24 protein-coding genes are annotated in these 26081 nt (G+C 64.0%); 17 read left to right on the forward strand and 7 right to left on the reverse strand.

The features are described from left to right. The first annotated feature begins 154 nt into the window (after positions 1-154). The 7 genes from BJ994_RS14645 (at position 155) to BJ994_RS14675 (ending at position 7122) form a co-directional block, all read left to right on the forward strand. Positions 155-1219, forward strand: a complete 1065-nt coding sequence (locus BJ994_RS14645; protein WP_209066903.1) for a hypothetical protein — start codon at positions 155-157, stop codon at positions 1217-1219. A 92-nt stretch (positions 1220-1311) separates the two neighbouring features. Next, positions 1312-2724: a hypothetical protein gene (locus tag BJ994_RS14650; protein WP_167995170.1), complete on the forward strand. Its 1413-nt coding sequence runs from the start codon at positions 1312-1314 to the stop codon at positions 2722-2724. Between the two features lie 110 nt (positions 2725-2834). Further along, complete coding sequence (locus BJ994_RS14655; RefSeq protein WP_167995171.1) at positions 2835-3671, forward strand: SDR family oxidoreductase; 837 nt, start codon at positions 2835-2837, stop codon at positions 3669-3671. Positions 3672-3751: 80 nt separating this feature from the next. After that, positions 3752-5359, forward strand: coding sequence for an HNH endonuclease signature motif containing protein (locus tag BJ994_RS14660; protein WP_167995172.1), 1608 nt, complete (start codon positions 3752-3754; stop codon positions 5357-5359). 139 nt (positions 5360-5498) lie between these two features. After that, positions 5499-5861, forward strand: a complete 363-nt coding sequence (locus BJ994_RS14665) for an ArsR/SmtB family transcription factor (protein WP_167995173.1) — start codon at positions 5499-5501, stop codon at positions 5859-5861. Continuing rightward, positions 5858-6337: an SRPBCC family protein gene (locus tag BJ994_RS14670; RefSeq protein ID WP_167995174.1), complete on the forward strand. Its 480-nt coding sequence runs from the start codon at positions 5858-5860 to the stop codon at positions 6335-6337. The genes BJ994_RS14665 and BJ994_RS14670 overlap by 4 nt, the downstream gene beginning before the upstream one ends. 170 nt (positions 6338-6507) lie before the next feature. Then, positions 6508-7122, forward strand: coding sequence for a flavin reductase family protein (locus tag BJ994_RS14675; protein ID WP_167995175.1), 615 nt, complete (start codon positions 6508-6510; stop codon positions 7120-7122). A 51-nt stretch (positions 7123-7173) separates the two neighbouring features. Here BJ994_RS14675 and BJ994_RS14680 read toward each other — a convergent pair whose 3' ends face one another. Both BJ994_RS14680 and BJ994_RS14685 read right to left on the reverse strand, forming a co-directional pair. Next, the gene (locus BJ994_RS14680) at positions 7174-8517 is read right to left on the reverse strand and encodes an SLC13 family permease (RefSeq protein WP_167995176.1); all 1344 of its coding nucleotides are present in this window, start codon (positions 8515-8517) and stop codon (positions 7174-7176) included. A gap of 9 nt (positions 8518-8526) precedes the next feature. Then, positions 8527-9339: a maleate cis-trans isomerase family protein gene (locus tag BJ994_RS14685; RefSeq protein ID WP_167995177.1), complete on the reverse strand. Its 813-nt coding sequence runs from the start codon at positions 9337-9339 to the stop codon at positions 8527-8529. Positions 9340-9494: 155 nt separating this feature from the next. On the opposite strand from BJ994_RS14685, the gene BJ994_RS14690 reads away from it, so the two are divergent. Then, positions 9495-10271, forward strand: coding sequence for an IclR family transcriptional regulator (locus BJ994_RS14690; protein WP_342450390.1), 777 nt, complete (start codon positions 9495-9497; stop codon positions 10269-10271). An 85-nt stretch (positions 10272-10356) separates the two neighbouring features. Here BJ994_RS14690 and BJ994_RS14695 read toward each other — a convergent pair whose 3' ends face one another. Then, entirely contained in the window at positions 10357-10698 is a 342-nt protein-coding gene (locus BJ994_RS14695) for a YciI family protein (protein ID WP_167995179.1), read from the reverse strand. A gap of 336 nt (positions 10699-11034) precedes the next feature. On the opposite strand from BJ994_RS14695, the gene BJ994_RS14700 reads away from it, so the two are divergent. From BJ994_RS14700 to BJ994_RS14730, 7 genes are all read left to right on the forward strand, one after another. Further along, positions 11035-12165 carry an acetylxylan esterase gene (locus BJ994_RS14700; RefSeq protein WP_167995180.1) on the forward strand — a complete coding sequence of 377 codons (1131 nt, stop codon included), beginning with the start codon at positions 11035-11037 and terminating at the stop codon, positions 12163-12165. A 224-nt stretch (positions 12166-12389) separates the two neighbouring features. Next, entirely contained in the window at positions 12390-13334 is a 945-nt protein-coding gene (locus BJ994_RS14705) for a carbohydrate ABC transporter permease (RefSeq protein WP_167995181.1), read from the forward strand. Further along, positions 13324-14253 (forward strand): carbohydrate ABC transporter permease, encoded by a 930-nt coding sequence (locus BJ994_RS14710; RefSeq protein WP_167995182.1) that lies wholly within the window; start codon positions 13324-13326, stop codon positions 14251-14253. Before BJ994_RS14705 ends, BJ994_RS14710 begins: the two co-directional genes overlap by 11 nt. A gap of 38 nt (positions 14254-14291) precedes the next feature. Then, positions 14292-15587: an ABC transporter substrate-binding protein gene (locus tag BJ994_RS14715; RefSeq protein WP_167995183.1), complete on the forward strand. Its 1296-nt coding sequence runs from the start codon at positions 14292-14294 to the stop codon at positions 15585-15587. 37 nt (positions 15588-15624) lie between these two features. After that, positions 15625-16929: an ABC transporter substrate-binding protein gene (locus BJ994_RS14720; RefSeq protein ID WP_167995184.1), complete on the forward strand. Its 1305-nt coding sequence runs from the start codon at positions 15625-15627 to the stop codon at positions 16927-16929. Positions 16930-16953: 24 nt separating this feature from the next. Continuing rightward, positions 16954-18981, forward strand: a complete 2028-nt coding sequence (locus BJ994_RS14725; RefSeq protein WP_167995185.1) for a DUF6807 family protein — start codon at positions 16954-16956, stop codon at positions 18979-18981. Next, complete coding sequence (locus BJ994_RS14730) at positions 18978-20081, forward strand: M24 family metallopeptidase (RefSeq protein ID WP_167995186.1); 1104 nt, start codon at positions 18978-18980, stop codon at positions 20079-20081. The genes BJ994_RS14725 and BJ994_RS14730 overlap by 4 nt, the downstream gene beginning before the upstream one ends. A gap of 87 nt (positions 20082-20168) precedes the next feature. On the opposite strand, the gene BJ994_RS14735 is transcribed toward BJ994_RS14730, so the two are convergent. From BJ994_RS14735 to BJ994_RS14750, 4 genes are read right to left on the reverse strand one after another with little or no spacing between them, the layout of a single operon-like run. Then, entirely contained in the window at positions 20169-21236 is a 1068-nt protein-coding gene (locus tag BJ994_RS14735) for a mandelate racemase/muconate lactonizing enzyme family protein (protein ID WP_167995187.1), read from the reverse strand. Then, positions 21233-22138 carry a 5-dehydro-4-deoxyglucarate dehydratase gene (locus BJ994_RS14740; protein ID WP_167995188.1) on the reverse strand — a complete coding sequence of 302 codons (906 nt, stop codon included), beginning with the start codon at positions 22136-22138 and terminating at the stop codon, positions 21233-21235. Before BJ994_RS14740 ends, BJ994_RS14735 begins: the two co-directional genes overlap by 4 nt. A gap of 3 nt (positions 22139-22141) precedes the next feature. Next, the gene (locus BJ994_RS14745; protein ID WP_167995189.1) at positions 22142-23098 is read right to left on the reverse strand and encodes an NAD-dependent epimerase/dehydratase family protein; all 957 of its coding nucleotides are present in this window, start codon (positions 23096-23098) and stop codon (positions 22142-22144) included. Beyond that, the gene (locus BJ994_RS14750; RefSeq protein WP_167995190.1) at positions 23091-24509 is read right to left on the reverse strand and encodes a Gfo/Idh/MocA family protein; all 1419 of its coding nucleotides are present in this window, start codon (positions 24507-24509) and stop codon (positions 23091-23093) included. The genes BJ994_RS14745 and BJ994_RS14750 overlap by 8 nt, the downstream gene beginning before the upstream one ends. A 168-nt stretch (positions 24510-24677) precedes the next feature. Between BJ994_RS14750 and BJ994_RS14755 the strand changes: the two genes are divergently transcribed. Both BJ994_RS14755 and BJ994_RS14760 read left to right on the forward strand, forming a co-directional pair. Beyond that, a complete protein-coding gene (locus BJ994_RS14755) occupies positions 24678-25691 on the forward strand; it encodes a LacI family DNA-binding transcriptional regulator (RefSeq protein ID WP_167995191.1) in 1014 nt (337 codons plus the stop codon). Between the two features lie 85 nt (positions 25692-25776). Then, positions 25777-26049, forward strand: coding sequence for a GlsB/YeaQ/YmgE family stress response membrane protein (locus BJ994_RS14760; protein WP_209066907.1), 273 nt, complete (start codon positions 25777-25779; stop codon positions 26047-26049). The last annotated feature ends 32 nt before the right edge of the window (positions 26050-26081 follow it).

Raw genomic sequence — 26081 nt, forward strand, 5'->3', positions numbered from 1 at the left:
ACGACGGCGATGCATCGCGCACGCGACTCGCGAGAGAAGTTGGGATGAATTTGAAATACCACCCATCCACGCCGGGTAGGTGTCCGAATTGCTCGTGACACGGTCTCCGCGGCGCCAGTAATCTTTGCGCCGCCTTTGTAGCAGGGGGTGAGCGATGCAGCACGGTAAACGTTCGCTGCGCGCTGCTTTCCGTGTCCTTTTTGCTTCTTTGACGGTCGCTTTCGGTTGGCTCCTATTCGGAGCAGTGGCGGCAAACGCCGACGACGGCGGCCTCCTCGGACCCCTTACATCGCCGGACTCTGCGGCTGGCTCGTTGTTGTCGGACTCCTTGTTGGAGTCCGAATCTTCGTCCGAGTCCAGCTCCGGCCTAGTCGATGGCCTGCTTGAGCCGGTTCTGCTTGAGCCGGTTGAAGAGACCCTGGGCGAAGTCACCGAGGTGACTGACGCCGTCGTCGAGCCCGTGGAATCCATTACGGCACCCGTTACTGACGTTGTAGCTGACGTCGCGGAGCCGCTCACACGCGTAGTTGGCCGTGTTACCGCACCCGTGGTCGACGTTGTGGAAGACATTCCGGTTGTCGGATCGGTCACCGAGCCGGTTGTCGACGCTGTCACTGAGCTGCCGGTTGTTGGTCCCGTTGTTCCCCCGGTGGTCCAGCAACCGGCTCCAGTGATCCCCGCCCCTGTTGCGCCGGCGCCTGTTGCACCTGCTCCTGTTGCGCCGGCGCCTGAAGTCGTTGTTCCGGTTGAGCCCGTAACGCCCGCTCCCGTTGCACCAGTGGAGGTTGTGCTGGTTGAGGTTGTGCCGGCTGAGGTTGTGCCGGCTGACCAATCACCAGTTGATGAGCCCTCAACTCTTGCCTCGGGCGCCGAGTCGGTTCTCTCTGAAACTTTCATTCCGGCACCAAGCGTTCATGCAGCGAGCAGCACGGTTGCCGCTGACGTCGCGGATGGTGTTGCGGCGATCCAGGCATCGGTGAATGACCGTCCCAGGTTCCCGATAGGCGATCCGAGCTCGACGCCCTCGGCGGCGCCTGCCGGTTCTTCGTCGTCGTCGGGATCCTCGTTGCGCACGGCAGCAGATTCCGGCGGCAACGCACCCGCAGACCTTCCGAACGGCTACTTCTCAGCTTCCATCGCAGGCAGTGCATCCAATGCCGCCGACGATGAAGATCTTCCCCATTCCCTAGCCTCGGAGCACGGCTTCTCACCTGATTGATGTGGCCTCCGCTGCGCCTTTGTTGTGCAGCAGACGGTTTTTCCGATGCCATTTCCGGCATTCGGCACATCAATTCAGTAAGGGAAATAACCATGAACTCGTTTGTACGCAAGGGGCTTTGCAGCACCCTTTTTGCCGGCGGGATTCTGCTCTTCGGAGCGGGCGCCGCATCAGCTTTGGACCTCGACAGCGACCAGGGCCTCCTGGCCGATACGGGCATCAACCTCGAGGTCGGTGCCACGGTCGAGAGCGTTGTCGAAAGCGCTCTCGAGGGTGAGGGTTCTTCCTCGGAGGGCAGCCTCACTTCGGATCTCGGACTCGGTGTCGCAGCTGACGCGAACGTCGACGCCGCTGTCGAAGGCACCGTTGAAGGCGACGACAACTCCTCAGAAGGCAGCCTCGGTTCCGACCTCGGACTCGATGTCGCAACTGACGCAAACGTCGACGCAGCTGTAGAAGGGGTCGTTGAGGGTGACGACAACAACACCGACAGCAACCTCACCTCAGACCTCGGCCTGGGACTGGCAGCCGACGCGAACGTCAACGCCGTCGTCGAAGGCGCTGTTGAAGGCGACGACAACAACACCGACAGCAACCTCACCTCAGACCTCGGACTGGGACTGGCAGCCGACGCGAACGTCAACGCCGTCGTCGAAGGCGCTGTTGAAGGCGACGACAACTCCTCCGACAGCAACCTCACCTCAGACCTCGGTCTAGGACTGGCAGCTGACGCGAACGTCGACGCCGCCGTCGAAAGCACCGTTGAAGGTGAGGACTCTTCCTCAGAAGGCAGCCTGACCTCGGATCTCGGCCTGGGACTGGCAGCTGACGCGAACGTCGACGCCGCCCTCGAAGGCGCTGTCGAAGGCACCGTTGAAGGCGACGACAACAACACCGACAGCAACCTCACCTCAGACCTCGGTCTCGGTGTCGCAGCTGACGCCAACGTCGACGCCGCCCTCGAAGGCGCTGTCGAAGGCACCGTTGAAGGCGACGACAACAACACCGACAGCAACCTCACCTCAGACCTCGGCCTGGGACTGGCAGCCGACGCCAACATCGACGCCGCCCTCGAAGGCACTCTCGAAGGCGACGACAACTCCTCAGAAGGCAGCCTCGGTTCCGACCTCGGACTCGATGTCGCAGCTGACGCCAACCTCGACGCAGCCCTCGACGCCGCCCTCGAAGGCACTCTCGAAGGCGACGACAACTCCTCAGAAGGCAGCCTCGGTTCCGACCTCGGACTCGATGTCGCAGCTGACGCCAACCTCGACGCAGCTGTAGAAGGGGTCGTTGAGGGTGACGACAACAACACCGACAGCAACCTCACCTCAGACCTCGGACTGGGACTGGCAGCCGACGCGAACGTCACCGGAGCAGTCGACGCCGCAACCGAAGGCGACGATGAGAGCAGCAACGAAGACCTCGACGACCTCCTCGATGAACTCGAGAACCTCTTCGACGAGCTGGAAGAGCTCTTCGAAGACTTCGAGCTCTTCTCCTAACCAGAGCGCATGATGTCGGGCCGGTGGTCAGCCACCGGCCCGACTCCGCGCATTCAAGAAGTATTGCGCGTTCGGGGAATAGCACCAACGATTACAGCGCTCCACCCTGCATGACTCTCCAATTGGCAATCACGGGTGCAACGGGCCATGTTGGCGGAGAAGTGGCGCGCCGTCTGTCGGCGGCGGGCTTCGAACAGAAGCTCTTCGTACGCGACCCGGCACGGGCGCCCCAGTTGTCAGCCGCCCGCATCGCGACAGGCAGTTATACCGACAAGCAGTCCGCGATCGATGCACTACGCGGAAGCGAGATCCTCTTCATGGTCTCCGCCTCGGAAGCCGAAGACCGCGTCCACCAGCACCGCACCTTCATTGACGCCGCCGCAGAGGCCGGCGTCCAGCACATCGTTTACACCTCTTTCCTCGCCGCCGCGAAAGATTCAATCTTCACCCTCGGCCGCGACCACTGGGCCACCGAGGAGCACATCCGCCGCTCCGGCATGGACTTCACATTCCTGCGTGACAACCTCTACCTGGATTTCTTCCCGCTCTTCGCCGACGACGACGGCGTCATCCGCGGTCCCGCGGGCAACGGCCGGGTCGCTGCCGTGGCACGGACCGACGTGGCGCGCGCCGCCGTCGTCGTACTTCAAGACCCCGACGCGCACGGTGGGAAGACATATGATCTCACCGGCCCGGCGGCCCTCTCGCTCGAAGAAGCGGCCGCGACCATCACGAAGATTACCGGGCGCGAAGTCCGTTACCAGGAAGAGACGGTCGAGGAGGCCTACGCCTCGCGCGCCCATTACGGTGTACCCCAGTGGCAGCTCGACGCGTGGGTGAGCACCTACACCGCGATCGCATCCGGCCAACTGGCGAGGACGACGACGGCGGTACGTGACCTGACGGGCTCGGCGCCCCTGACACTCGATGCACTATTGAGGCAGTAAGACGAAGCCGTAGTCACCCGGCTTTCCGCGGCCGATGAGGGCGATCCGAAAATGTCGTAGGCGAGTGATTGACTCTTTCTATGAACAACGGAAGCGGGATGACCCTTGAGGATGCCTACGCCGAGGCGTCATTGCGCTGGTCCGAGGTTCCGCTTGCGTATGTCTTGGATCCCGAAGGAACCGAGGAACCGGATGCCTTGTCCCGCGAGCCAGCACAGGCTTCAGCCGAAAACGCTTCAGTGTTTGGGCTGGTGGGCAGGTTACATGACGTAGCCCCGTCCGATCAGCCCGAGAGCCTGTCGGACACGTTGGAACGGCTTCGGGCCGCAGACCGTTTGGAATCGTGGGCCGCCGCACGTAAGGCCGCGTTGATTGCACGGGTGTTCCATTCCGTGCGAGGTCATGAGCTCCGGACCGGGGACGCTGATCAGCGGTTCGTCTTCACCGTTGCGGCGCAGGAGATAGCGCCATTGCTGCGGGTGCCTGGACGGACAGCGCACAGGATGCTCGGGGAGGCGTTGCGGTTGAGCGAGATACTTCCGGGTACGTGGCAGGAACTCGACCAAGGCAAAATCAGTGCAGTCCAGGCGCAGGTCATTGTGGAGGAATCCGGGTCCATTCCCGATGAGGCAGTAACCACGTTTGAAGCGAGTGTCCTGCAAACCGCCGGGGCCATGACGCGCCCCAAGCTGACCCGCGCATGCCGGCGGCTGCGCGAGGAACTGCACCCGGAATCGATCGCCGAGCGCCGGTCACGGGCGGTAAAGGACCGAACCGTAACCATCGCCCATGAACAGGATGGGATGGCATGGCTGGGCGCGTACCTGCCCGCGGAGCAAGCGCTTGGAATTTTCAATCGGGTCGACTCCGCAGCACGCTCCCTTCAGGGCTCCGAGGAGCCCCGAACCCTGTCCCAACTACGAGCTGACGTCTTCACCGACGTGCTCACCCACACGTGCACAGGCGATCCGAAGAACGGCACCGGCTTCCGCGGAATAGGCGCGAACGTGTTCGTTACCGTCCCGCTGATGACGCTGCTCGGCAAGAAACGAGCCGACTGGCAGGAGACGCGCGCTGGACACATTTCAGACGACGTCCCCCTCAACGACGCGCAGTCATACGACAACTGTTCAACCAGTGGCGGTTCAACCGGTGACAGGTCAGAGGGCGCCAGCGCGGAGGCGCGTCCCAAGGACATTGTTTTCGGTGGTACCAAGGTTGACGGCGGTACTGGTCCTGATGGTGCACCTGATCTCGTCGGCTGCGTGAACGGATTGCTGGACGGTTACGGGCCGATCAGTCCGGAGACGGCACGCAACCTGGCCGCGCATGCACCGAGTTTCACCAGGATCCTCGTGCATCCGGAAACCGGCGCCGTACTCAGTGTTGGAAGGGACAGATACCGGCCGCCCAAACATCTGCAGGACTGGGTCCGGATCAATAATCCGACCTGCATTCACCCCGGATGCAACCGCTCATCCTGGTCATCCGAGCTTGATCACACCACTCCGTGGGCACACGGCGGGAAAACGGAGTTGGGTAACCTCCTACCCCGGTGCAAGCTCCATCACATGTTGAAAACCGAAGGCATCTGGTCCGCGAGGCAGGACAATCAAGGCGTACCGGATGTCACCTCATTCGGCGGCGAGACTTATACCGCCGTGCCCGAGCCACCGCCGCCTTTCTAGTGTGCCGAGTTCTAGCGGTGCCCAGTTCCAGCGGTGCCCAGATGAGCGATACGGTCCTGCCAAAAAACGCTTGACACCATCAGCGAATCAGGTCTATCTTCTTAATCAACCAACTCGTTTATAAAGGATTAGGTTGACGATGAACGACGACGAGCTCCTCGACCGGGCCTTCCTGGCACTGGCCGACCCTGCCCGTCGACGCATCATCGCCCACCTCAGCCGGGGTCCTGCAACCGTCAACGAGCTGGCCGAACCATTCAGCATCACCAAACAGGCGATCTCCAGGCACATTGGGGTTTTGGAACAGGCGGGTCTGGTCACGCGTTCGCGCGATGCTCAGCGCCGTCCCGTACACCTGAACCCTGCGCGACTGGAGGCGCTGACCGCGTGGATTGACCAGTACAGGCTTGTCCGTGAGAGCCAGTTCCGCGCACTCGACAACCTACTCGCAACCAAAACAAGCACAGCCCGCGAGGGCCTCTCACGCAAGGATCAATCATGAGCAACGCACTGAAACTCACCGTGCCGGAAGGCGCTCCCTTCATCGACTACGAGCGGGAGTTTGATTACCCGATCGAGGCCGTCTTCGAGGCACACAAGGACCCCGCGATGATTTCACAGTGGCTCGGGCCGCGCGGGCTCCAGATGGAAATCGACCACTACGACTTCCGCACCGGCGGCAGCTACCGCTACATCCATACCGGGCCGGACGGCGCCGCGTACGGCTTCAGCGGTGTGTTCCACACCGTTCGGGAAAACGAGTTCGCAATCCAGACCTTCGAGTTCGACGGCTATCCCGACGTCGTCAGCATCGAATTCATGACGTTCGAGGATTTGGGCGGCGGGCGATCGAAGGTCATCGGGCACTCGGTCTATCCCAGCCAGGAAGCACGCGACGGTATGGCGCAATCCGGAATGGAAGGCGGAATGAGTGAAGGCTACGAGCGGCTCGACGAACTTCTTGCGAGCCGCACCTGACCCATCCGGTGTCAACACGTGCGTGCTTCTCCTCGGAAGACTGCAGCGAACCCGGCAGTTACACCGGGGCATGGCACAACGCGGGATACGCTATGACAGCAGGAATGGCGCTTGAGGCGATCGGTGTCCTGGCCGAGCGTCGGTCCCGGGCAAGCGCATAGGCTCGAAGCATGCGCAAGAACTTTTCCCGGCATAATTTCTCCGACACCCAGTTCTATCGGCTACTGACTGCAACAGTGGTTCCACGCCCCATTGCATGGGTCGCTTCACGCTCCGCTGAGGGCGTCGACAACCTTGCTCCCCATTCCTTCTACACAGTTGCTTCGGTGAAACCGCCGGTCCTACAGTTCACGTCGGTCGGTTGCAAGGACACCCTAAACAACATCCGTGAAACCGGTGAGTTCACGGTCAATCTCGCAACTGAGCGATTGTTCGAGAAGGTGAACGCCACCGGCACCGCTTTTGGCCGGAGAGTAAGCGAGTTCGACGCCGTGAACCTCACCCGTGAGCCCAGTCTCACGATTGCGGTCCCGCGCGTGAAGGAATCGCCGGTCTCTGTTGAATGTCTGCTGAACCGGATAATCCCAGTTGGTGATTGCTTTATTGTCCTAGGCGAGGTGTTGCACGCCGCGGTCGACGAGGATGCCCTTGAGGACAATCATCCCTTAATCGAAAAGCTCCAGCCGCTTTCGCGTCTCGGTCGGGACGAGTGGGGCACGGCCGGCCAGATCCGCCGGATCTCCCGAATCCGGGCAGAGGAATGGCCGGGGCACTTCCGCGACTGAACAATTATCGCGGAGGTTCCCCGGCCTTCTTCCCGAGCGGGTGGAATCGGATCAGCCGATGCCGAGCTGGACGAAAATGAACCACACCAGCAACGGCACGACCGCGATCATCGCGATTGCCCAGAGCAGCAGCGCACGGAAGAACATCCGCTCGTCCTTCGGCTGAGCGCTGGCCATCAGCAGCGCACCACTCGTGGACATCGGGCTGACGTCCACCACGGAGGAACTGATGGCGACGGCGGTGATAACGCCGATCGGCGTCAGCATGGGGTCCATGGCAATCGGCGTGATCACCGGGCTGATGACGCCAAGCGTTCCGGTGGTCGACGCGAAGGCCGAAACCATGCCGACAACGTAGCTGGTTACCAGCGCGGCAATGGAACCGTTGCCCAGGCTTTCGATGCCTGCCTGGAGCTCATCGAGGGCACCCATCGCTTCCAGCATTCCTACATAGGTGACGATCCCGGTGACCAGGATGATCGCGCTCCACGGCATGTTCTCCAAGGCCGGCTTCTGCACGCCCGGGTTCACGGCGATAAGAACAAGCGAAATGATCAACGATGCGACGCCGACGTCAATGCCGAACATGGTTGTCAGCACCAGGAGCGAAACCAGGGCAACCAGGGTGAGGATTCGCATCGGCGTAACCGGCACCTTGGTGATCGTGCGGGTCTCCAGGCGGGTGGCCGTGAGCGTGCCAGCGCCGGCAGGTGATCCGCCGCCGGCGGGCGCGCCGCCGTCGTCGTTCACGGATGCGGCGCTGCTGTTGCTCTCGCCGCGCTTGGCGGCGCGGCGCTTCATGATGGCCTGAATGAGCACATAGGCGATGACGGCGAGCAAGGCGTTGAAAAGGAAACAGTAGAGGAAGAGCTTCCCGGAATCGCCCGAGGCTCCAGCGCTGTCCAGCATCTGGTTCCCCAGTACACCGAACGGGTTCACCGGAGAAAAAGCTCCGGCGTTGGCGCCCTGAACAATGACGAGGCCCATGGCGAGGGGGCTGATGCCAAAGCGCATGCCCAGCGCGAGCGCGACAGGCGCCACAATCGCGATGGCTGCCGGAGTGAAGGCCCCGGCGGCCGCCAATGCGGCGGTGAGCAGGAACATCAGGATCGGCACGAGAATCTTGCGGTCTCCGGCAAGCCGCTCGCACCAGTAGGCCATGAGGTCGATGGTGCCGGTCACGCGAACGATCGCGAAGAGCAGCGTTGCACCGACGAGGATGAAGAAGAGCCCGGCGGGAAAGGCGCCGATCACTTCCTTGATGTCGAGCCCGGCGACCAGCGGGCCGACGATGAATGCGGCGACGAGCGCAATCAGACCGGCGTTGACGCGGGTGAACGATCCCCACGCAAAGGCGGCGATAAGAACGAGGAAGGCGATGAGGGCAAGTGACATGATGCTGTCCTACTTCTTCGCCGGAACAAGGTCACCGGCGAGCAGACGTCCGGCACCCGAAATTGCCGGTGTGTGGCCTAGAGCTTTGAGGATCTCATACGTCGTGGCGACGGCGGCCGTGATGACCGGAACCCCAAGCTGATCTTCGACAGTCTGAACCGCGGCGAGCGACGGCATCTGCACACACGCAGACAGAATGACGGCGTCGACGCCTTCCCGATTGAGTTTCTGGGCGATCCCGGGGAGCTGCTGCGGGTCCAGCCGGCCCACCGCAAGGTTGTTGTCAACAGACAGGGAAACCGAATCGACCACCTCGATGCCGGCGCCTTCGATGTATTCGCACACCGTCTGAGTGAGCGCGGGAACGTATGGAGTAATCATCGCGATCCGGCGCGCGCCGATTTCCTGGAGGGTCCGCACCAGTGCGCCAGCACTGCTGGTCACCTCGGCCGGGTGGCCGTTATCAGAGGCAGCCCTGGAGATTGTTTCCTCCGATCCGACGTGGGCGTTCGTGCCCTGCGCCATCACGGCGACGAGGCATGCGTACGCGATGACGTCGACGTCGGCGTCCGAAACGGAAGCGGCGCAATCAGCGGCCTTGCCCACCATGGCGGCAAGCTCTTCCCGGTTCACTTTCTTCATGCCGGCGCGTGCCGAGTGGAAGGTGTAACGGTGCCCGGTGGCCTCCGACTGGCGGCGGAACAGTTCCGGCAGTTCGGTTTCCATGGTGGTGTTCGAGCTCGGGACGATAAGCCCGACCCGGGAGGTGTTGGCCGGCGCCTGGACCGGTTCTGTTTCGCAGCATGCGGCAGCGGTGTTCATATGCGTCCTTCACGACGTTGTGTTTTGTAAGCCCAGACTGCAAACCCGTCTGGTGGGTTGTTATCCCATAATGTGGGTTCCATCACGATATGTCAAAGTCTTCCTCGCTCCGCTACTACGATGGACGCGTCAATCTCCGCTCGAAAGGCCTATCCGTGGCAACAGAAAGTTCCCGTGGCGCGGCACCAATCCTGGTGTTGCAGAAGATCAGTCAGATCCTCGACTGCTTCACACCCGAGTCGCCTGAGCCGACCCTTCAGCAACTCGCCCGGCAGACGGGGCTGCCCTCAAGTACCTGCCAGCGATTGGTGCAGAGCATGGTTCACGAGGGATACCTGGACCGCGACGGCGACCGGTACCGAATCGGCATCCGACTGGTTCGATGGGCTTCGACGGGAACCACTGGAATGGACATCGTCCAACTCACCAAACCGATCCTGCAGAACCTGCGTGATGAGACAGGCGAAACGGCGTGCCTGTACGTGCGCGACGGCTCCTTCCGGACGATCGTTTCGGTGGCGGAGACCAGGCATGTTGTCATGCGTCCGTTCACGGTCGGTATGGTGATGCCGATCCATGCCGGCGCACCCGGCAAAATTTTCCTCGCCTACGATCCTGAAGCCCGCCCGACCCTTGAAGGCAGTCCACTCTCGAAGTTCACCCCTGACACCCCGGACAGTCTGGCTACGCTCGATCATCAGGTAAAACAAACGAGAGAGCAGGGATATTTCGCGGCGTTCGGCGAACGGCACAGCGACGTCGGCTCAATTGCCGCGCCCGTGTTCAACGTCTCCGGGATTCTTGTGGCGGTACTTGGACTCGGGTTCCCGACGCAGCGGGTAACTTTTGGGGATGTCGACCGGCTTGGCCCGCTCGTGGCGTCGGCAGCACGTGCCGCGAGTCATGCACTTGGCTTTGTCGGGTCTGCCTAGCAGCAATGCGGCGTCGAGCAGACCGTCAATTCTACGCGAAAACCGCATTCTCCTCGCCGACGGAGCACAGGAGCTCCACCCCTTGTCAGCTCGCCGGGTCGTACCCGAACTCGCGCACCTCCTGCGCACACCGGCAAGCCGTCGCGAACCTGGCAGCCCACTCCAGTGCCTCCTCGCGAGAGGGCACTTCCAGCACCGCGTAACCGCCTTCGAGCTGCTTCGTCTGCGCATAGGTGCCCTCAGTCACTGTTCCATCGCCGTCGACCATGACCGGCGGAACGCTCTCATCGATTCCACCGCCGAACACCCACACACCGGCATCCTTGGCCTCCTGCACAACCGCGTGCGAAGCATCCGAAACTGCCCGCATTTCCTCGTCGGGAACAACCATTGCGGCACTCGGAAACGAGATCAGGTACTTGGTCATCGTATCGACTCCTTCATTGCGCTACACCGATGATTCACATCCTCGCCGATCCTCCCACCGAAACACAGGTTTCACTGGGATGTTCAGACATTCCAGTGAAACGGCCCGTTCATTGGGACGACTGGCGCGCTGAACAGGCCCGTTCACCGGGACGACCGGCGCGCTGAACAGGCCCGTTCACCGGGACGACTGGCGCGCTGAACAGGCCCGTTCATTGGGACGACTGGCGCGCTGAACAGGCCCGTTCACCGGGACGGCCGGCTTGCTGACCCGTCCCGGCGACGGCCCGGTTCACGTCCAGGCAACCAGCACAAAGCAAACGGTAGTCTCTCGGGCATGACTTCGCTCCCAAGCCCGATCGCCGGATACGAAGACTGGCCCGACGCAATCCGCCGCATGGGTCGGTTGGAAGCACACAGCAAGGCGAGCGCCCAACTCATCGATGCGCTCGGTGTACCGGGCCCGGCCCCCGAAACTCGAGTTCAGAGCGGACCCGAAACCGTGGTGGACGAGGTCCGGATACGGCAGCTCAGCTGGCAACTCCCGTACGGACCGCCCACGCAGGCCTACCTCCTGACCCCGGAGGGAAGGCCCGGAAACCCCGGAAAACCCGGAAAACTCCCCGGAGTGCTGTGGCTGCACTGCCACGGCGGCAACAAGTGGCTCGGCGCCGAGCGGCTGATCGACGCCGGCCTTGGCAACAGTCCCGAAGTGAGAGCACTGCAGCAGGACCTGTATTCGGGGCAGGCCATCGCAAACGAGTTGGCGAAGGCGGGCTTCGCCGTCCTCGTCCACGACTCCTTCACCTGGGGAAGCAGACGCTTCAACCTGGACGAACCGTCGGGGCGCGTAGCCGAGGGCATGGCCGCGCGCCGCGCACTGTGGCGTGCAGAGGGCATCCACCCGACCGAAGCCATGGAGTACAACGCTGCCGCAGCGCTGCACGAGAACGTCGTAGCCAAGACCGCCGGCCTGCTCGGGACCAGTTACGCAGGCGTTGTCGCCTTCGAGGATCTCGTGGCACTCAAACTGCTAACCACATTCCCTGAGGTGGATAGCGCAAGGATCGCCGTCGGCGGCTTCTCCGGCGGAGGCGGCAGGGCACTGGTACTAAGCGCCCTTGCACCCGAGGTACGCGCCGCCGTCGTCTCCTGCATGATGACCACTTTCGAGGGCCTCTTTCCCGCCCATATGGATTCCCACTCCTGGCTGCTTGCAACACCCGGCCTCGGCAGGACATTCAACTGGCCGGATCTCGCCGGCATCAATCCCGGTTGCCACTACCTCATGCAGTACGCGCGCCAGGATCACCTTTTCACCCACACAGGCATGCACGACGCCGACACCAAGCTCAGGCGCGATGCACCGGGCCGGTACACAGGAACCTGGCACGACGGCGGCCACGCAGTCTCCGCTGAGATGCTGAGGGAATCGGTGGATTTTCTCAGCACTTCCCTCATGCGATAAGGCACGAAACGTGCGGCTATGTGACACCACGAAAGCACTTGAGAAAACGTTTCCTTGACGTGCGCCGCGTCACACACTAGGGTCGAGTGAAATCCTCGAGAAAGCGTTTTCTCGAGATCACCGGAAGAACCCAACAACCGACAGAAGGTTCACCATGAAGCTTCCGAACGACGCACGAACGGCGGCGTCGCAACGCGCCCGCCAACGTGCGGGAAGGACCGGCAATGTCAGCTTTGACTGAGATGTCGCGGCTGAAAAAGGAGCCGCGCGCAAAGAAGCGGAAGTTGACCGCCGCCGAGAAGAAGGAGGAGCGGGTCTCCTACCTGTTCCTCGCACCCTGGCTGGTTGGCCTGGCGGTCATCACCATCGGCCCGATGGCGGCGTCCCTCTACCTCTCCTTCACCGACTACAACCTGCTTCAGCCACCGGAATGGACCGGGCTGGAGAACTACCTCCGGATGTTCGAGGACACCCGGCTGCAGAACTCCCTCGGGGTGACGTTCCTCTACGTCTTCGTCTCCGTTCCCCTCCAGCTCATCGCGGCACTGGCGCTCGCGCTGATCCTGGACCGCGGAATGCGGGGCCTCAGCTTCTACCGTTCGATCTACTACCTGCCGTCCCTGCTCGGTGGCTCCGTTGCCATCGCGGTGCTGTGGCGCCAGATCTTCGGCACGGACGGGCTGATCAACCAGCTCCTGGCACTCGTCGGAATCGAAGGCATGGGATGGATTGCCGATCCCTCCACCGCCCTGGGCACCCTGATGGTGCTCAACGTGTGGACCTTCGGCGCTCCGATGGTGATCTTCCTGGCGGGCCTTCGCCAGATTCCGACCATGTACTACGAGGCCGCGGCCATGGACGGCGCCTCAAAAGTGCGGCAGTTCACCACCATCACCGCCCCGCTACTCACCCCGATCATCTTCTTCAACCTCGTCCTGCAGATCATCGGAGCCTTCCAGTCCTTCACCCAGGCCTTCGTGGTCTCAGGAGGCACCGGCGGCCCCGCCGATTCGACCATGTTCTTCACGCTGTACCTCTACCAACAGGGCTTCGGCAACTTCAACATGGGCTACGCCTCAGCAATGGCCTGGCTGCTGCTGCTCATCATCGCGGCCTTCACCTTCATCAACTTCATCGCCTCGAAATGGTGGGTGTTCTATGACGACTAATATCGCGCCCCAGACAAGCACCACGCCCGCAACTGAGCCCAAGCGAACTGAACCACCGGCCAGCCGGAAGAAAAACACCGAGGAACTGAGCGGAAGCACCGGACGCCGCCTGCTCAAGCACCTGCTCCTCACCGTCTTCGGCATCATCATGCTCTACCCGCTGCTGTGGATGCTGGTGAGCTCGCTTCGGCCCAACGATGTGATCTTCCGCGAGGCGGGCCTCTGGCTCGACACCTTCGAGATCAGCAACTACACGGAAGGCTGGAACGCCCTCCAATCACCGTTCGGGCACTACATGATCAACTCGATGATCGTGGTGATCGGCTCGATCATCGGCAACCTGGTCTCCTGCTCGATGGCAGCCTACGCTTTCGCCCGGCTGAAGTTCCGCCGTCGCAACCTGCTGTTCGCCATCATGCTGATGACAATCATGCTGCCCATCCACGTGATCATCGTGCCGCAATACATCATCTTCTCCGAGATGGGTTGGGTGAACACCTTCATCCCGCTGGTGCTCCCCAAACTGCTGGCCACGGACGCGTTCTTCGTCTTCCTCATGGTCCAGTTCATCCGCGGACTGCCGAAGGAACTGGACGAAGCTGCGCGCATTGACGGCTGCGGGCACGTGCGGATTTTCACCCGCATCATCCTTCCGCTGATGATGCCCGCGCTGGCAACCACCACCATCTTCACCTTCATCTGGACCTGGAACGACTTCTTCAGCCAGCTGATCTACCTGACTGACCCCGAAATGTACACGGTGCCCGTTGCCCTGCGCTCCTTCGTGGACAGCACCGCCACCTCCTCCTGGGGTTCGATGTTCGCCATGTCCATCGTTTCCCTCCTACCCGTCTTCCTGGTGTTCCTGTTCGGCCAGAAATACCTGGTCAAGGGCATCGCCACCACCGGCATCAAATAAGCACCGCACAAACGACAGCTCAATGACAAGGAAATTCAATGACGAAATTCTCACGCCCTGTTACCGCCGCTTCCCTCGCCGTCGTGCTCGGCCTGGCACTGGGCGCCTGCGGTAACGGCGGCAGCCAGTCCGCCGGCGACGGCAATCTCCGCTTCTCCTGGTGGGGATCGGACCCACGGCACGAGGCCACCCAGAAAATCATCGACATCTACGAAACCAACAACGAGGGCGTCACCATCTCCGGCGAATTCGCCGACTTCTCGGGCTACTGGGACAGACTAGCGACGACGACGGCGGGCCGGGACGCGCCCGACGTCATCACCATGGACGAGAAATACATCATGGAATACGCCGGCCGCGGCGCACTGACCGACCTTACGGAACTCGAGAACCTGGACCTGTCCAAGTTCCCCGAATCCGCACTGGACCTCGGCCGCTACGAGGACGGTGTGTACGGGTTGAGCACCGGCCAGAACGCCTACTCCGTTATGGTCAACGCTGACCTCTTCGCCGAAGCCGGCGTTGAAATCCCGGATGACAGCACCTGGACCTGGGATGACTACTACGAGATCTCGGCCACGATCAGCGAAAACCTGGGCGAGGTCGCGGGCACTGATTACGGTGCGCTCGATGGTGACCTGCGCATTTGGCTCCGCCAGAACGGCGAGGAACTCTACAGTGAGGATGAGCCGGGCACGGTGGGCTACTCACAGGAGAACCTTCTCTCCTGGTTCGAGCACCTGCTCCACGTCCGCGACACCGGCGGCGGCATCAGCGCGGCACAGTTCACCGAGGCCGCGGCCGGCACCTTCGAGGCGGAGAACTTCCCCACGAAGAAGACGGCCATGGGTTGGTACTGGTCCAACCAGCTCGGCGCCCTGCGCACCGCCACCGGAGACGACATCCGCATCCTCCGGGTGCCCTCCCCCAGCGGCAACGCCGAGGACAACGGCATGTACTACAAGGCCTCCATGTACTGGTCCATCTCCAGCCAATCGGATGACCAGGCCGCCGCAGCCGACTTCGTGGACTTCCTCGCCAATGACCCGGCCGCGGCGGAGAAGATGCTCGTGGACCGCGGCGTGCCGGCCAACCCGGACATGGCAGCCGCGATTGAACCGCTGCTCGATGAATCCCAGCAGACCGTCGTCTCCTTCCTCGAAGAGATCGAACCCGAGGTCTCCGACTCCCCCAAGCCCTCGCCCATCGGCGCGGGAACGGTCCAGGAAACGATCGTGCGCTACGTCGGGGAAGTCCTCTTCGACAACCTCACGCCGGAAGAGGCCGCCGAGCAGCTGACAGCAGAAATCGAAGGCATGATCAGCGCGGGCTGACCAGACACCATTGATCCGGAAGACAGGACAACATGAGATGAAAAGATCCTCCCGCCCAACCCGTACCCTCACGGCCGCCACGGCCGCCGTCGTACTCACCCTCTCGCTCGGCGCCTGCGGCAATGGCGGCAGCGCGGAGGCAGGCGACGGAAGCCTGCGCTTCTCCTGGTGGGGCTCAGACCCCCGCCACGTGGCCAATCAGGAAATTATCGATCTGTTCGAGGCCGGAAACGAGGGCATCACCATCGAGGGTGAATACTCGGACTTCGGCGGCTACTGGGACAAACTCGCGACAACCACAGCAGGCCGCGACGCCCCGGATGTCATCACCATGGACGAAAAGTACCTGCAGGAGTACGCTGGCCGCGGCGCACTGGCTGACCTTAGCACCCTTGAAGGGTTGGATACGTCCAAGTTCGACGACGCCGCCCTCAACCTCGGGCGCTACGAGGAGGGCCTCTACGGACTGACCACCGGGCAGAACGCCTATGTGGTCATGGCCAATGAGGACCTGTTCGCGCAGGCCGGCATGGAACTGCCCGATGACACCACCTGGACTTGGGATGACTACTATCGCATCTCCGCCGAACTGGAGGAGAAACTTGGCGGCGACATCGTGGGCACCGACTACGGTGCGCAGGACGTGGACCTGAGGATCTGGCTTCGCCAGCACGGCGAAAACCTCTATAACGACGCCGAACCCGGCACCGTGGGCTACTCGCCGGAGAACGTCACGGCGTGGTTCGAGCACCTCCTCGAAGTACGCGACGGCGGCGGACCGAGCGCCGCCCGGTACACCGAGGAAATGTCCGGCTCCTTCGAAGCCGGCGGCTTCGCGACCAACCGGGCAGCGATGGGCTGGTACTGGTCCAACCAGCTCTCCGCCCTCCGCACGGCCAGCGGCAGTGACGTCACGATGCTGCGCGTCCCATCGGACAGCGGAACCGCAGCGGATAACGGCATGTACTACAAGGCCTCCATGTACTGGTCCATCTCAAGCCAGTCGGATGATCAGGAAGCAGCCGCCGAGTTCGTGAACTACCTCGCGAACAACCCGGATGCCGCAAAGAAGATGCTCGTTGACCGCGGCGTCCCCGCCAACCCGGACATGGCTGCCGCCATCGCTCCGGATCTGGATGAGAACGATCAGGCGGTAGTGGACTTCCTCGACGAGATCCGCCCTGACATGGCCGAACCGCCGCTGCCCTCCCCCGTGGGAGCCGGCGGTGTCCAGGACATGGTCAAGCGCTACGTCTCCGAGGTCCTTTTCGACAAGCTGACACCCGAACAGGCCACCGAACAAATGACCGCCGAAATAGAAGGAATGATCAGCGCAGGCTGATCATTCCAGGAACGGAACACGAACATGCTCGACTCCGCACCCCGGCTGACGCACGGCTCCGGGTACCCGGTCGATGAAAGTACCCGCGTTGCGCGGGTGGCACTGGTGGGCGTCCATGGATACGGCGCCAGCCATCTGGAGAATCTCCGCAAGCTGGAGAACGACGGCGCCGCCCGCCTGGTTGCCGTGGCGGACCCCCGCCCTCCTGCCGCCGGGACGCTGGGTGCCGACGTCGGCGTGTTCGCGAACCTGGAAGACCTGCTCGCCTCAGGGGCGGCGCCCGACGTCGTCGTCATCGCCGCCCCCATCCAGGCGCACGCGCCGCTCGCGCTCATGGCAATCGAGGCGGGCGCCGACGTCTATGTGGAGAAGCCTCCGGTGGCGTCGATGGAGCAGTACAACTCCCTCCTCGCCGCGGCGGAGAAAGCCGGCGTCGCCGTGCAGACCGGGTTTCAGAGCCTGGGCTCGGCAGCGCTGGACCGGCTCGACGATCTCGTGGCAACGGGGACGCTGGGTTCGGTCCGCGGCGTGAGCGCGCAGGGAGCCTGGGTGCGGACCCGGGGCTACTTTGCGCGCTCGCGCTGGGCGGGAAAGCGAACGCTGGATGGAGTGGACGTGGTCGACGGCGTGGCCACCAATCCGCTTGCCCATGCGGTCGCGACCGCCCTTCGTGTGGCCGGTGCCAGGGAAGCGTCCGACGTGGCTACCGTCGAGACTGACCTGTACCGGGCACACGACATCGAGTGCGATGACACGTCCGCCATCCGGGTGCGTACCGCCTCCGGCACGGTGGTCACGCTCGCACTCACCCTGTGTGCCGCGGAGCAGACGCGCCCAAGCGTCACGCTCCACGGCACACAGGGCACCGCCGTCCTCTACTACACCGAGGATGAGCTGGTCATCACCACGTCCGAGGGCACTGCCACCGAGCGTTTCGGCCGCGCGGACCTCCTGACGAATCTACTCGAACAACGTGTCCATGGGACGGCCTTAATCAGCCCGCTCGCTTCCTCCGGCGCGTTCATGCGGGTGCTTGACGCCGTCCGGCTGGCCCCACCGCCACATCCGATCGATTCTGCGTACGTCACCTGGACCGGCGAGGGAGCTGACGCTCACCCCGTAGTGCATGGGATCGAGGACCTCCTGCAGCGGACCTGCCTGGCCCAGGCCACCTTCCGTGAACTGGATCCGGGCTGGGCGCGGCCGTCATCGTCGTCCGTTCCGCTTGTGCTTGACGGCGGTGAAGTCGGCTCGTACCGGGACGGGACCGACGTCGCGCCGTTCCTTTCACCGCGTCCTTACCTCCATCCCGTAACCACACGCGCCGGCGTAGTTGTCAGCGATCATTTCCCCGCAGACCACGTGTGGCACCTCGGCGCCGGAATTGCGGTACAGGACGTCAACGGAACCAACCTCTGGGGCGGACGTACCTATCGCCGCGAGGAACAGGGCTATGTGTGGCGCCCGGACCACGGCCGGATCTCCCGCACGGCACTTGCGCACCACGGCGATTCCCTTGAGGAGACCCTGCGCTGGAGCGGCCCCGACGGCACCGCGCTGCTGCATGAAGCCCGCCACATCAGCTGGCGCACAGTGAACGACGCCGCGTGGGCCCTCACGATCGATTTCGCACTAACACCCGCCGGCGAAGGCACGGTAACGCTGGGGAGCCCCGGATCGAACGGCCGGGATGGCGGTGGCTACGGCGGCTTCTTCTGGCGCCTGCCCGCCTGCGAAAACACTTCAATAACGACGGCGGACGCCTCCGGTGAGGCCGGTGTCCACGGAACGGTGTCCGACTGGTTGTGCTGGCAGGGCAGCTTCACGGGCCGGCCGGCAACGCTTCTCTTCCTGCCGAATGACAACGCACCCGATCCCTGGTTTGTGCGTTCCGAGGGCTATCCCGGTGTGGGGCTTGCGCTTGCGTGGGACCGGCCGGTCAGCGTCACGCGCAGTATCCCGTTGACCCGGTCCGTCACCGTTCTCATTGCCGACGGCGCCCTGGACCCCGACGCCGTCCGCATCCTCGCGGCCCACGAAAGGCACCCATGACCACCACCTCCGAGCCCGGGCTTGAATCTTTTGCGGATCCCGTAGCGGATCTCGACGAGCGCGCAGTCAAACGCAGCCGTGTCATGTCCATCCTGGACCGCACCGGGCACGACTCCCTGCTGCTGACCACCAACACGGCGATGACCTGGTACCTCGGTGGAAGCCGCCTCCATATCAGCCTCGCAGGTGATCCGATCGCGATACTGCTGGTTGACCGCGAGCGCGACCACCTCGTGACTTTCAACAACGAAGCGGACCGGCTGATGCGCGAGGAACTGCCGGCCGACGTCGTCGTTCATCCTGTTCCCTGGCACGGATCCCTGCACGACGTCGCCGGCCGGCTGGCACCCTCGCGACCGCTTGAGGAAGCAAGCGTCCGGCGTGAGCTGCGCGAGGCGCGGCAGTCTCTCCTGCCGGTCGAGACGGAGCAGTATGCCGAACTCAACCGCGAGGTAGCCGGGGCCCTGACCGACGTGCTCTCGGCTGTTCGGCCGCATACCGCCGAACGCGATGTCGCCGCGCAGCTGGCAGCCCGGGTGATCGCGATGGGGGCGGAACCGTTGGTCCTGCTGTGTAACGGCCGGGAGCGGTCCGCTTTCCGGCACCCGCTGCCGACGGCGGCACCGCTTGGACGGCGGGCGATGGCCGTGGTGTGTGCGCGGCGCAAGGGCATGGTCGCGAACGTGACGCGCTGGGTGCGTTTCGAAGGATCGACGGCCGCCGAGCGCGACGCCGAAGCGAGGATCGCCGCCGTGGAGGCGGACATCCTCGCCGCCACTGTTCCGGGTGCGCGGCTGGACGGGATCTTCGAGACGATCCGCAGCTCGTACGAGGTGCACGGCTTCGGCGCAGATCAGTGGCGGCTGCATCACCAGGGCGGACCCGCCGGTTACGCGGGCAGGGACCCGCGGGTCACGGCCTCGACCGGCGACCCTGTGGTCCTGAACCAGGCGTTCACGTGGAACCCCTCCGGGCCCGGCGTGAAGATCGAGGATACGGTACTGCTGACTCCCGAAGGCATTCGTGTGCTCAGCGTGGACGAGCGGTGGCCCACGGTCGAGGTGAACGGTTTGATGCGTCCCGTGACGCTGGAGGTTTAGGGAACTTTCGTGCACCTCTGGCGACTCACAAGCGTGGGAACCCGCCAGAGCTGCACGAAAGTTCCGGGATACGCTGTGGGCGGAGCCTTAGCGCCTGAGCTCCAACCCGAGACCCGGCTGGCCGCTCACCGTAAGTCCGGCCTCCGTGATGCTGACCGGCGACGGACCTGCGAGGACGCCCAGCTCGGCCAGGGTGGCACCGTCGACCGCTTCCACCCATGCCGTTTCAGCGAGCGTGGACGCAAGCTGCCCCGAAAGCTCGGGAAGCAGGTGCGGCGCGACAGCAATGCTGTTGGCCCTGGCCAGCTCCACGATGCGCCGGAACGGGGTGATTCCGCCAACCCGGACAATGTTGGGCTGGATGATGTCCACGGCTTCGGCCTCGATGAAGTCACGGAACCGGTAGATAGTGTGCACGTTTTCACCGAGCGCGATCGGGACGGGTGAGGAGCGACGCAGCCGCCGGTAGGCAGAGAGGTCATCGGCACGAATGGGTTCCTCAAGCCAGTGCAGGCCGTATTCGCCGAGGCGGTCGAGCGCCCGCAGGGTGTTGGGCAGGTCCCACCGCTGGTTGGCATCGATCATGAGCGCCCGGTCAGGGCCAAGGACCTCCCGGACGGCGGCGATCCGTTCGGCATCCTCTCGGAGGTCCGGTTTGCCTACCTTGACCTTGACGGCCTGCCGGCCTTCGGCGACCCACCGCTGGACTTGCTCAAGAAGTTCCTCGAGGCTGTAGTGCAGGTTCACTCCCGATCCGTAGACCGGTACCGTCTCACGACGCCGGCCCAGCAGGTCAGGCACGGAGCAGCCTGACTGCCGCCCGGCCAGATCCCAGAGGGCGAGGTCGACGCCGGCCATGGCGATCGTGGTCAGCCCTCCCCCGCCTGCCTCATGGAGACGGGCCCACAGTGCGTCCCAGACCGGCTCTGCCTGCGCTGGCAATCCCACAACAAACGGCGCGATGTCATGCTCCAGCAACGCCAGCACGGCGTGCGGCCCGATGGTCGGCGTCCACGAGAAACCGTGGCCCACGCCGTCGTCGTCGGTTGTCACAGTGGTGGCCAGGAAGGAGTTCTCCTGCACATCCGCTCCCCAGGGGCGGGGTAGCGGAACCGTGATGAGACGGGCGGAGAAGCCCGTGATTTTCGGGCTCATGCGTCCACAAGCTCACGCCCGGCGGCAAGGATGCCCTTGAGTTCCACGAGCTGACTCTCAGTCGGGTCGACCAGCGGCGGGCGGACGGAACCGACGTCGAACCCGTCCAGCCGGAGCCCAGCCTTGATCAGCGAGACGCCGAAGCCGGGAGTCTGGTCCCGCAGGCGCACCAGCGGCGCGTAGAACCCCTCGAGCAGACGGTGCCGCGCCGGTTCGTCCCCGTCGATGTACGCGCGGTAGTACGCGGTGGCAATTTCTGGCGCCATCGCGAACGCAGCCGAGGAGTAGAGCGGAATCCCGAGTCCACGGTAGGCACCCTGGCTGAGCTCAGCGGTCAGCAGGCCGTTGAAGAACTGGAAGTCCGTGCGACCCGTGGCGGCGACCGCGGACACGATCTCCTGCGCCAGGCCGACGTCGCCCACACCGTCCTTGAACCCGATCACCTTCGGATTGGCGGCCAGACGGGCAACGGCACTGGCTGTAAACGCACCGTTTGCCCTGTGATAGATGATGACCGGCAGGCTCGAGGCGGCAGCGACGTCCTCGACGTAGGCAACCAGCCCGTCGGTTGGCCCCTTGACGAGGTAAGGGGGTAGCACGAGCAGCGCATCGGCCCCGGCCTCCTCGGCAACACGAGCCGCAGCGCGTGCGTGCCCGAGCGGTCCGCCGGCGCCGGCAATCACCGGAACCTGCCCGTTTACGGCGTTCACGGCGGTTATGACGACGGCGCGGATCTCCTCGATGTCGAGGGCGTGGAACTCGCCGGTGCCGCACGCGGGAAAGACCCCTCCCGGCTGATAATCCAGGCGCGACCTGATGTGCTCACGCAGCCTGGCGGTATCCACCGAACCGGAGGCGGAAAACGGGGTGACGGGAAAGAACAGCACTCCAGTGAACTGCATGACTTACCTGACTTCCTGAATCGCGGCGGCTAACTGCTGGTCTTTTTCACCGGGCAGCTCGGTCCGCCAACTGCGTTTGGGCTCCCAGCCGAGGAGCCTGCGCGCCTTATCGATCGAGAACGCCGGGCTGGTGCCCGTGAGACCAGCGGCGAGCGCACCAACGGCCGGCAGATAGTGCGGGATGAGCTCGGACAGCGGCCCGCGTGCCAGGGCATCGGAAGCTCCCACGAAGAAGGTTTCAGCATTGGGGATCCGGTCCATGGACTGCAGCAGTACGTCGAGGAAGTCCGCCACGTCCCGCGCGTCGACATAGTTGAAGACGGCCGGCGCGGACAGCGCCGGATCATCAAGGCGTTCGACGACGGTGTGCCCCTGCTGGGTCGGCGCGCCCGCCCACTCCTCGGGCGAAATGACATAGCAGGGCCGGAACGCGGCGTAACGGAGCCGGTCCCCCTGCGCGGCGGCGAACATGCGCATGGTCTGCTCGGCCAGCAGTTTGGAGAGGGCGTACGCGTTCCACGGCTTAGGCGTCGTCTCCTCGTCGAGAGGGAGGGCCTCCGGCGTCCAACCGGCCGGCGACCCGTAACCCAGCACGGTGGGACTGGAAGCGGTGATGATCCTGCCGACGCCGAGGTCGGTGGCCGCGCCCATAACCTGGAAGGCGAGCTGGCTGTTGGTCTGGAGGATGACCTCCTCGGGCGCGCTGAACGGGACGGCGATCGCGGCAAGGTGCACGACGGCGTCGGGCCGGTGCTTCTCGATGACCCGACGGGCAACGCCGGGGGCCAGCAGATCCACGGACTCCTGCCGAATTTGGGCCGGGAACGCGCCGTCCGGGACCGGCGCGCGGTCTACGGAGACGACGTCGTACCCTGCCTCCGCAAGGCCGGTCACCACGCTGCGGCCCAGCCTGCCGGATCCGCCCGTGACGAGGACCGTAGTCTGTGCCCGCTCAGCCACGGCGCACCTGGCTCTTGTCGGAACGGTCCGCGGCGAGGTCGGCGCCCAAATCCAGTTCGCTGATGTGCACCGGCAGGGACGATTCGAGCGAGGCGTTGCCGGCAATACCGACGGCGACGGCGCGCAATCCGTCCAGATAGCCAGACGGTCTGCCCAGTGGATCCTCTCCTGGTCCCTCGAACAGGTCCGCAAGCAGGAGCGCATCTCCGCCGCCGTGGCCGCCTTCCCCGTTGACGATCGGCACGTCGACGGCGCGCTCCCAGTGGCGCTGGAGGGTGAGGCGCTCGCCATTGACCCGGACGGCGTCGTCCTCCTCCACCGGGGTGGCACTGGGGTCGACCACGTTCTTCTGGTCGGTACTGCTGGACACCGCTGCCCGCTCGACCACTTCGAGTTCGGCCCGCCCGTGGGTTCCGTTCACCGCCACCCGGTAGCCTTCCCAGGGGCTGTGGGCGTTCAGCGAGTAGCTGAGCGTGGGCCCGGAGGCGTAGTCCACCACTAGCGCCAGATTGTCCTCGATCGTGATGCCGGGGGCGAAGACATCCTGGTCCCGCTGGTAGCCGTCGTGGTGTTCGTTGGCGTAGTAGAGGGCGTTGAGACGCTCATCGTCGCGGAGGTCGAGGGCGAACGGGTCGTCCGCAGCTTCGTCGATGGTGCCGCGCTTCGGGCGATCAGTGAGGCCGCGTCCGGCAGCGTTCGTCTCGCCGTAGAAACGCAAACCGCCGCTGGCGAATACCCGCTCGGGAACGTCGTCGATCCACCAGTTCACGAGGTCGAAGTGGTGCGACGCCTTATGGATCAGCAGACCGCCCGAGTTCTCCTTCTGCCGGTGCCAGCGCCGGAAGTAGTCAGCACCGTGGACGGTGTCCAGCATCCAACTGAAATCGATCGACGTCACCTTACCGATGGCGCCGCTCTGGATGATCTCCTTCAGCGCACTGTTGCGCGGTGAGTACCGGTAGTTGAAGGTCACGACGACGTCGCGCCCCGTCTCCTCGATCGCGCGGCAGACCCGGCGGCAGCTTTCGGCGTCGATGGTGAGCGGCTTTTCGACGACGACGTCGGCCCCCGCCTGCAGCGCCTCGACGATGTAGTCCGCGTGGGTGTAGTCGGGTGTGGTGACAATGACGCGGCCGATCCCGTTGTCCCGGATGAACTGCGTGAGTTCCCCCGGCGGGAACTGCGCGACCTTCGATTCCGGCCACAGCTCCGCTGCGAGGTCCAGGTAGTACTGGGCCCGCCCCGGGTTTGTGTCGCTGACGGCCACAAGTTCGGTTGAGGACGCCTGGTCGCCGAGCGCGGCACGGACGTACATCTCGGCGCGCGATCCGGTGCCGATCAGCACCACGCGGGTGCGTTCATGTCTCGGTTCCTGCTGTTCAGCAGCAAACGTATGCGGGGCGGTACTCATGGGGCTCCTTCGGTCGCCGGCTTCAGCGATGCTGCAACATCGCGCCTGTGACGTCTATGCTCGAGAAAACGTTTTCTGGAAAAGGTTATATGCTTTCTATCAACACACCGGTATGCCCGTCAACCATTTGTTGCCGGGGCGCCGATCTCCATCCGGGGGAAGGAACCTATGGCCAGGAAAACAGCTAACCGCAGGGTGGGCATCACCGACGTCGCGCAGCGGGCCGGGGTGTCGCTGGCCTCGGTCTCGCGCGTCATGAACGGGAACTTCTCGGTGGACCCGGACATCGCCGCCCGCGTGCGGGCCGCAGCGGCAGAGCTGAACTACCAGCCCAACGCGGTGGGCCGCAGCCTGGCGCTCGGGAAGACGGACACCATCGGCGTCGTTGTACCGGACCTCGCCAACCCAACCTTCCAGGGCATGCTCCGTGGGGTAAGCCGCGCGGCCGCGCAGGATGGCTACCGCGTACTCATCGCCGACTCGTCCGAGGTGTCCAGCGAAGAGTCCATCCTGGCGGGCGAAGCACGACGGCGGTGTGACGGCGTCGTGCTCTGCGCCCCGCGCATGAATGAGGCGGAGCTTGAGGCGCTGCTTCCCTCGCTGCGCCCGCTGGTGCTCATCAATCGCTCGACGGCGGACACGCAGACCCCCAGCCTCGTGGTCGATTACGGGCAGGGCGTCCAGGATCTGGCGGCGCACCTGGTGAGCCTCGGCCACACCAAACTCGCGTTCCTTTCGGGGCCCGAACGAAGCGTTTCCAACCAGGCCCGCCTACAGGGACTGGAGAAGTTCAGCGTGGACCATCCGGGGATTGAGCTGGCTGTCCTTCCCGCCGGCTCCAGCTTCGAGTCCGGCCACGGCTCGGCGGAAAGCGTGCTTGAAACCGGAGCAACAGGGGTACTGGCGTTCAACGACCTCGTGGCCATGGGGCTGCTCAGCGGCCTCCACGAGCGCGGCGTCAGCGTCCCAGGGCAGATTTCGATTACCGGGTTCGACGACATTCCGTTCGCCAACTACACCACTCCTCCGCTCACCACTGCTGCCGTGCCGATCAACGACATCGGCGAGCAGGCCTGGCACGAGATGCGCCGACTCCTCGGCGACGGCGGAACCGAGCCCTCCCACACCACGTTCCAACCGGAGCTGATACAACGTGGGAGCACCGGGCCCGCACCCCGCTGACCCCCCAGCCCACTGCGCCATATTGCACTTACTACAAAGCAGACTTATTGTTTCGGAGGAACATCTACAACTGGAGGCAAACAGCATGGCTATTATCGGATTCCTCATTGCGGGACTCATCATCGGCGCTATCGCGCGGCTCATTAAACCGGGCAAGCAGAACCTGGGTTGGATCGCCACGCTTCTGCTCGGCGTTGTCGGTTCGCTGATCGGCGGCATCATCGCGAACCTGCTTGGCACCGGCGGCATCTTCGAACTCAACATCATCGGCTTCATCGTCGCCGTCGTAGCGTCCGTGCTGCTGATCGGCGTCGCAGAGTCGATGTCCGGCCGCAAGAACCGCAGCGTCCGCCGGTAACCGGAAGTTTCGTGCAGCTCTGGTGGCTTCGC

This window comes from Arthrobacter pigmenti (assembly GCF_011927905.1).
GTDB classification, from domain to species: domain Bacteria; phylum Actinomycetota; class Actinomycetes; order Actinomycetales; family Micrococcaceae; genus Arthrobacter_D; species Arthrobacter_D pigmenti.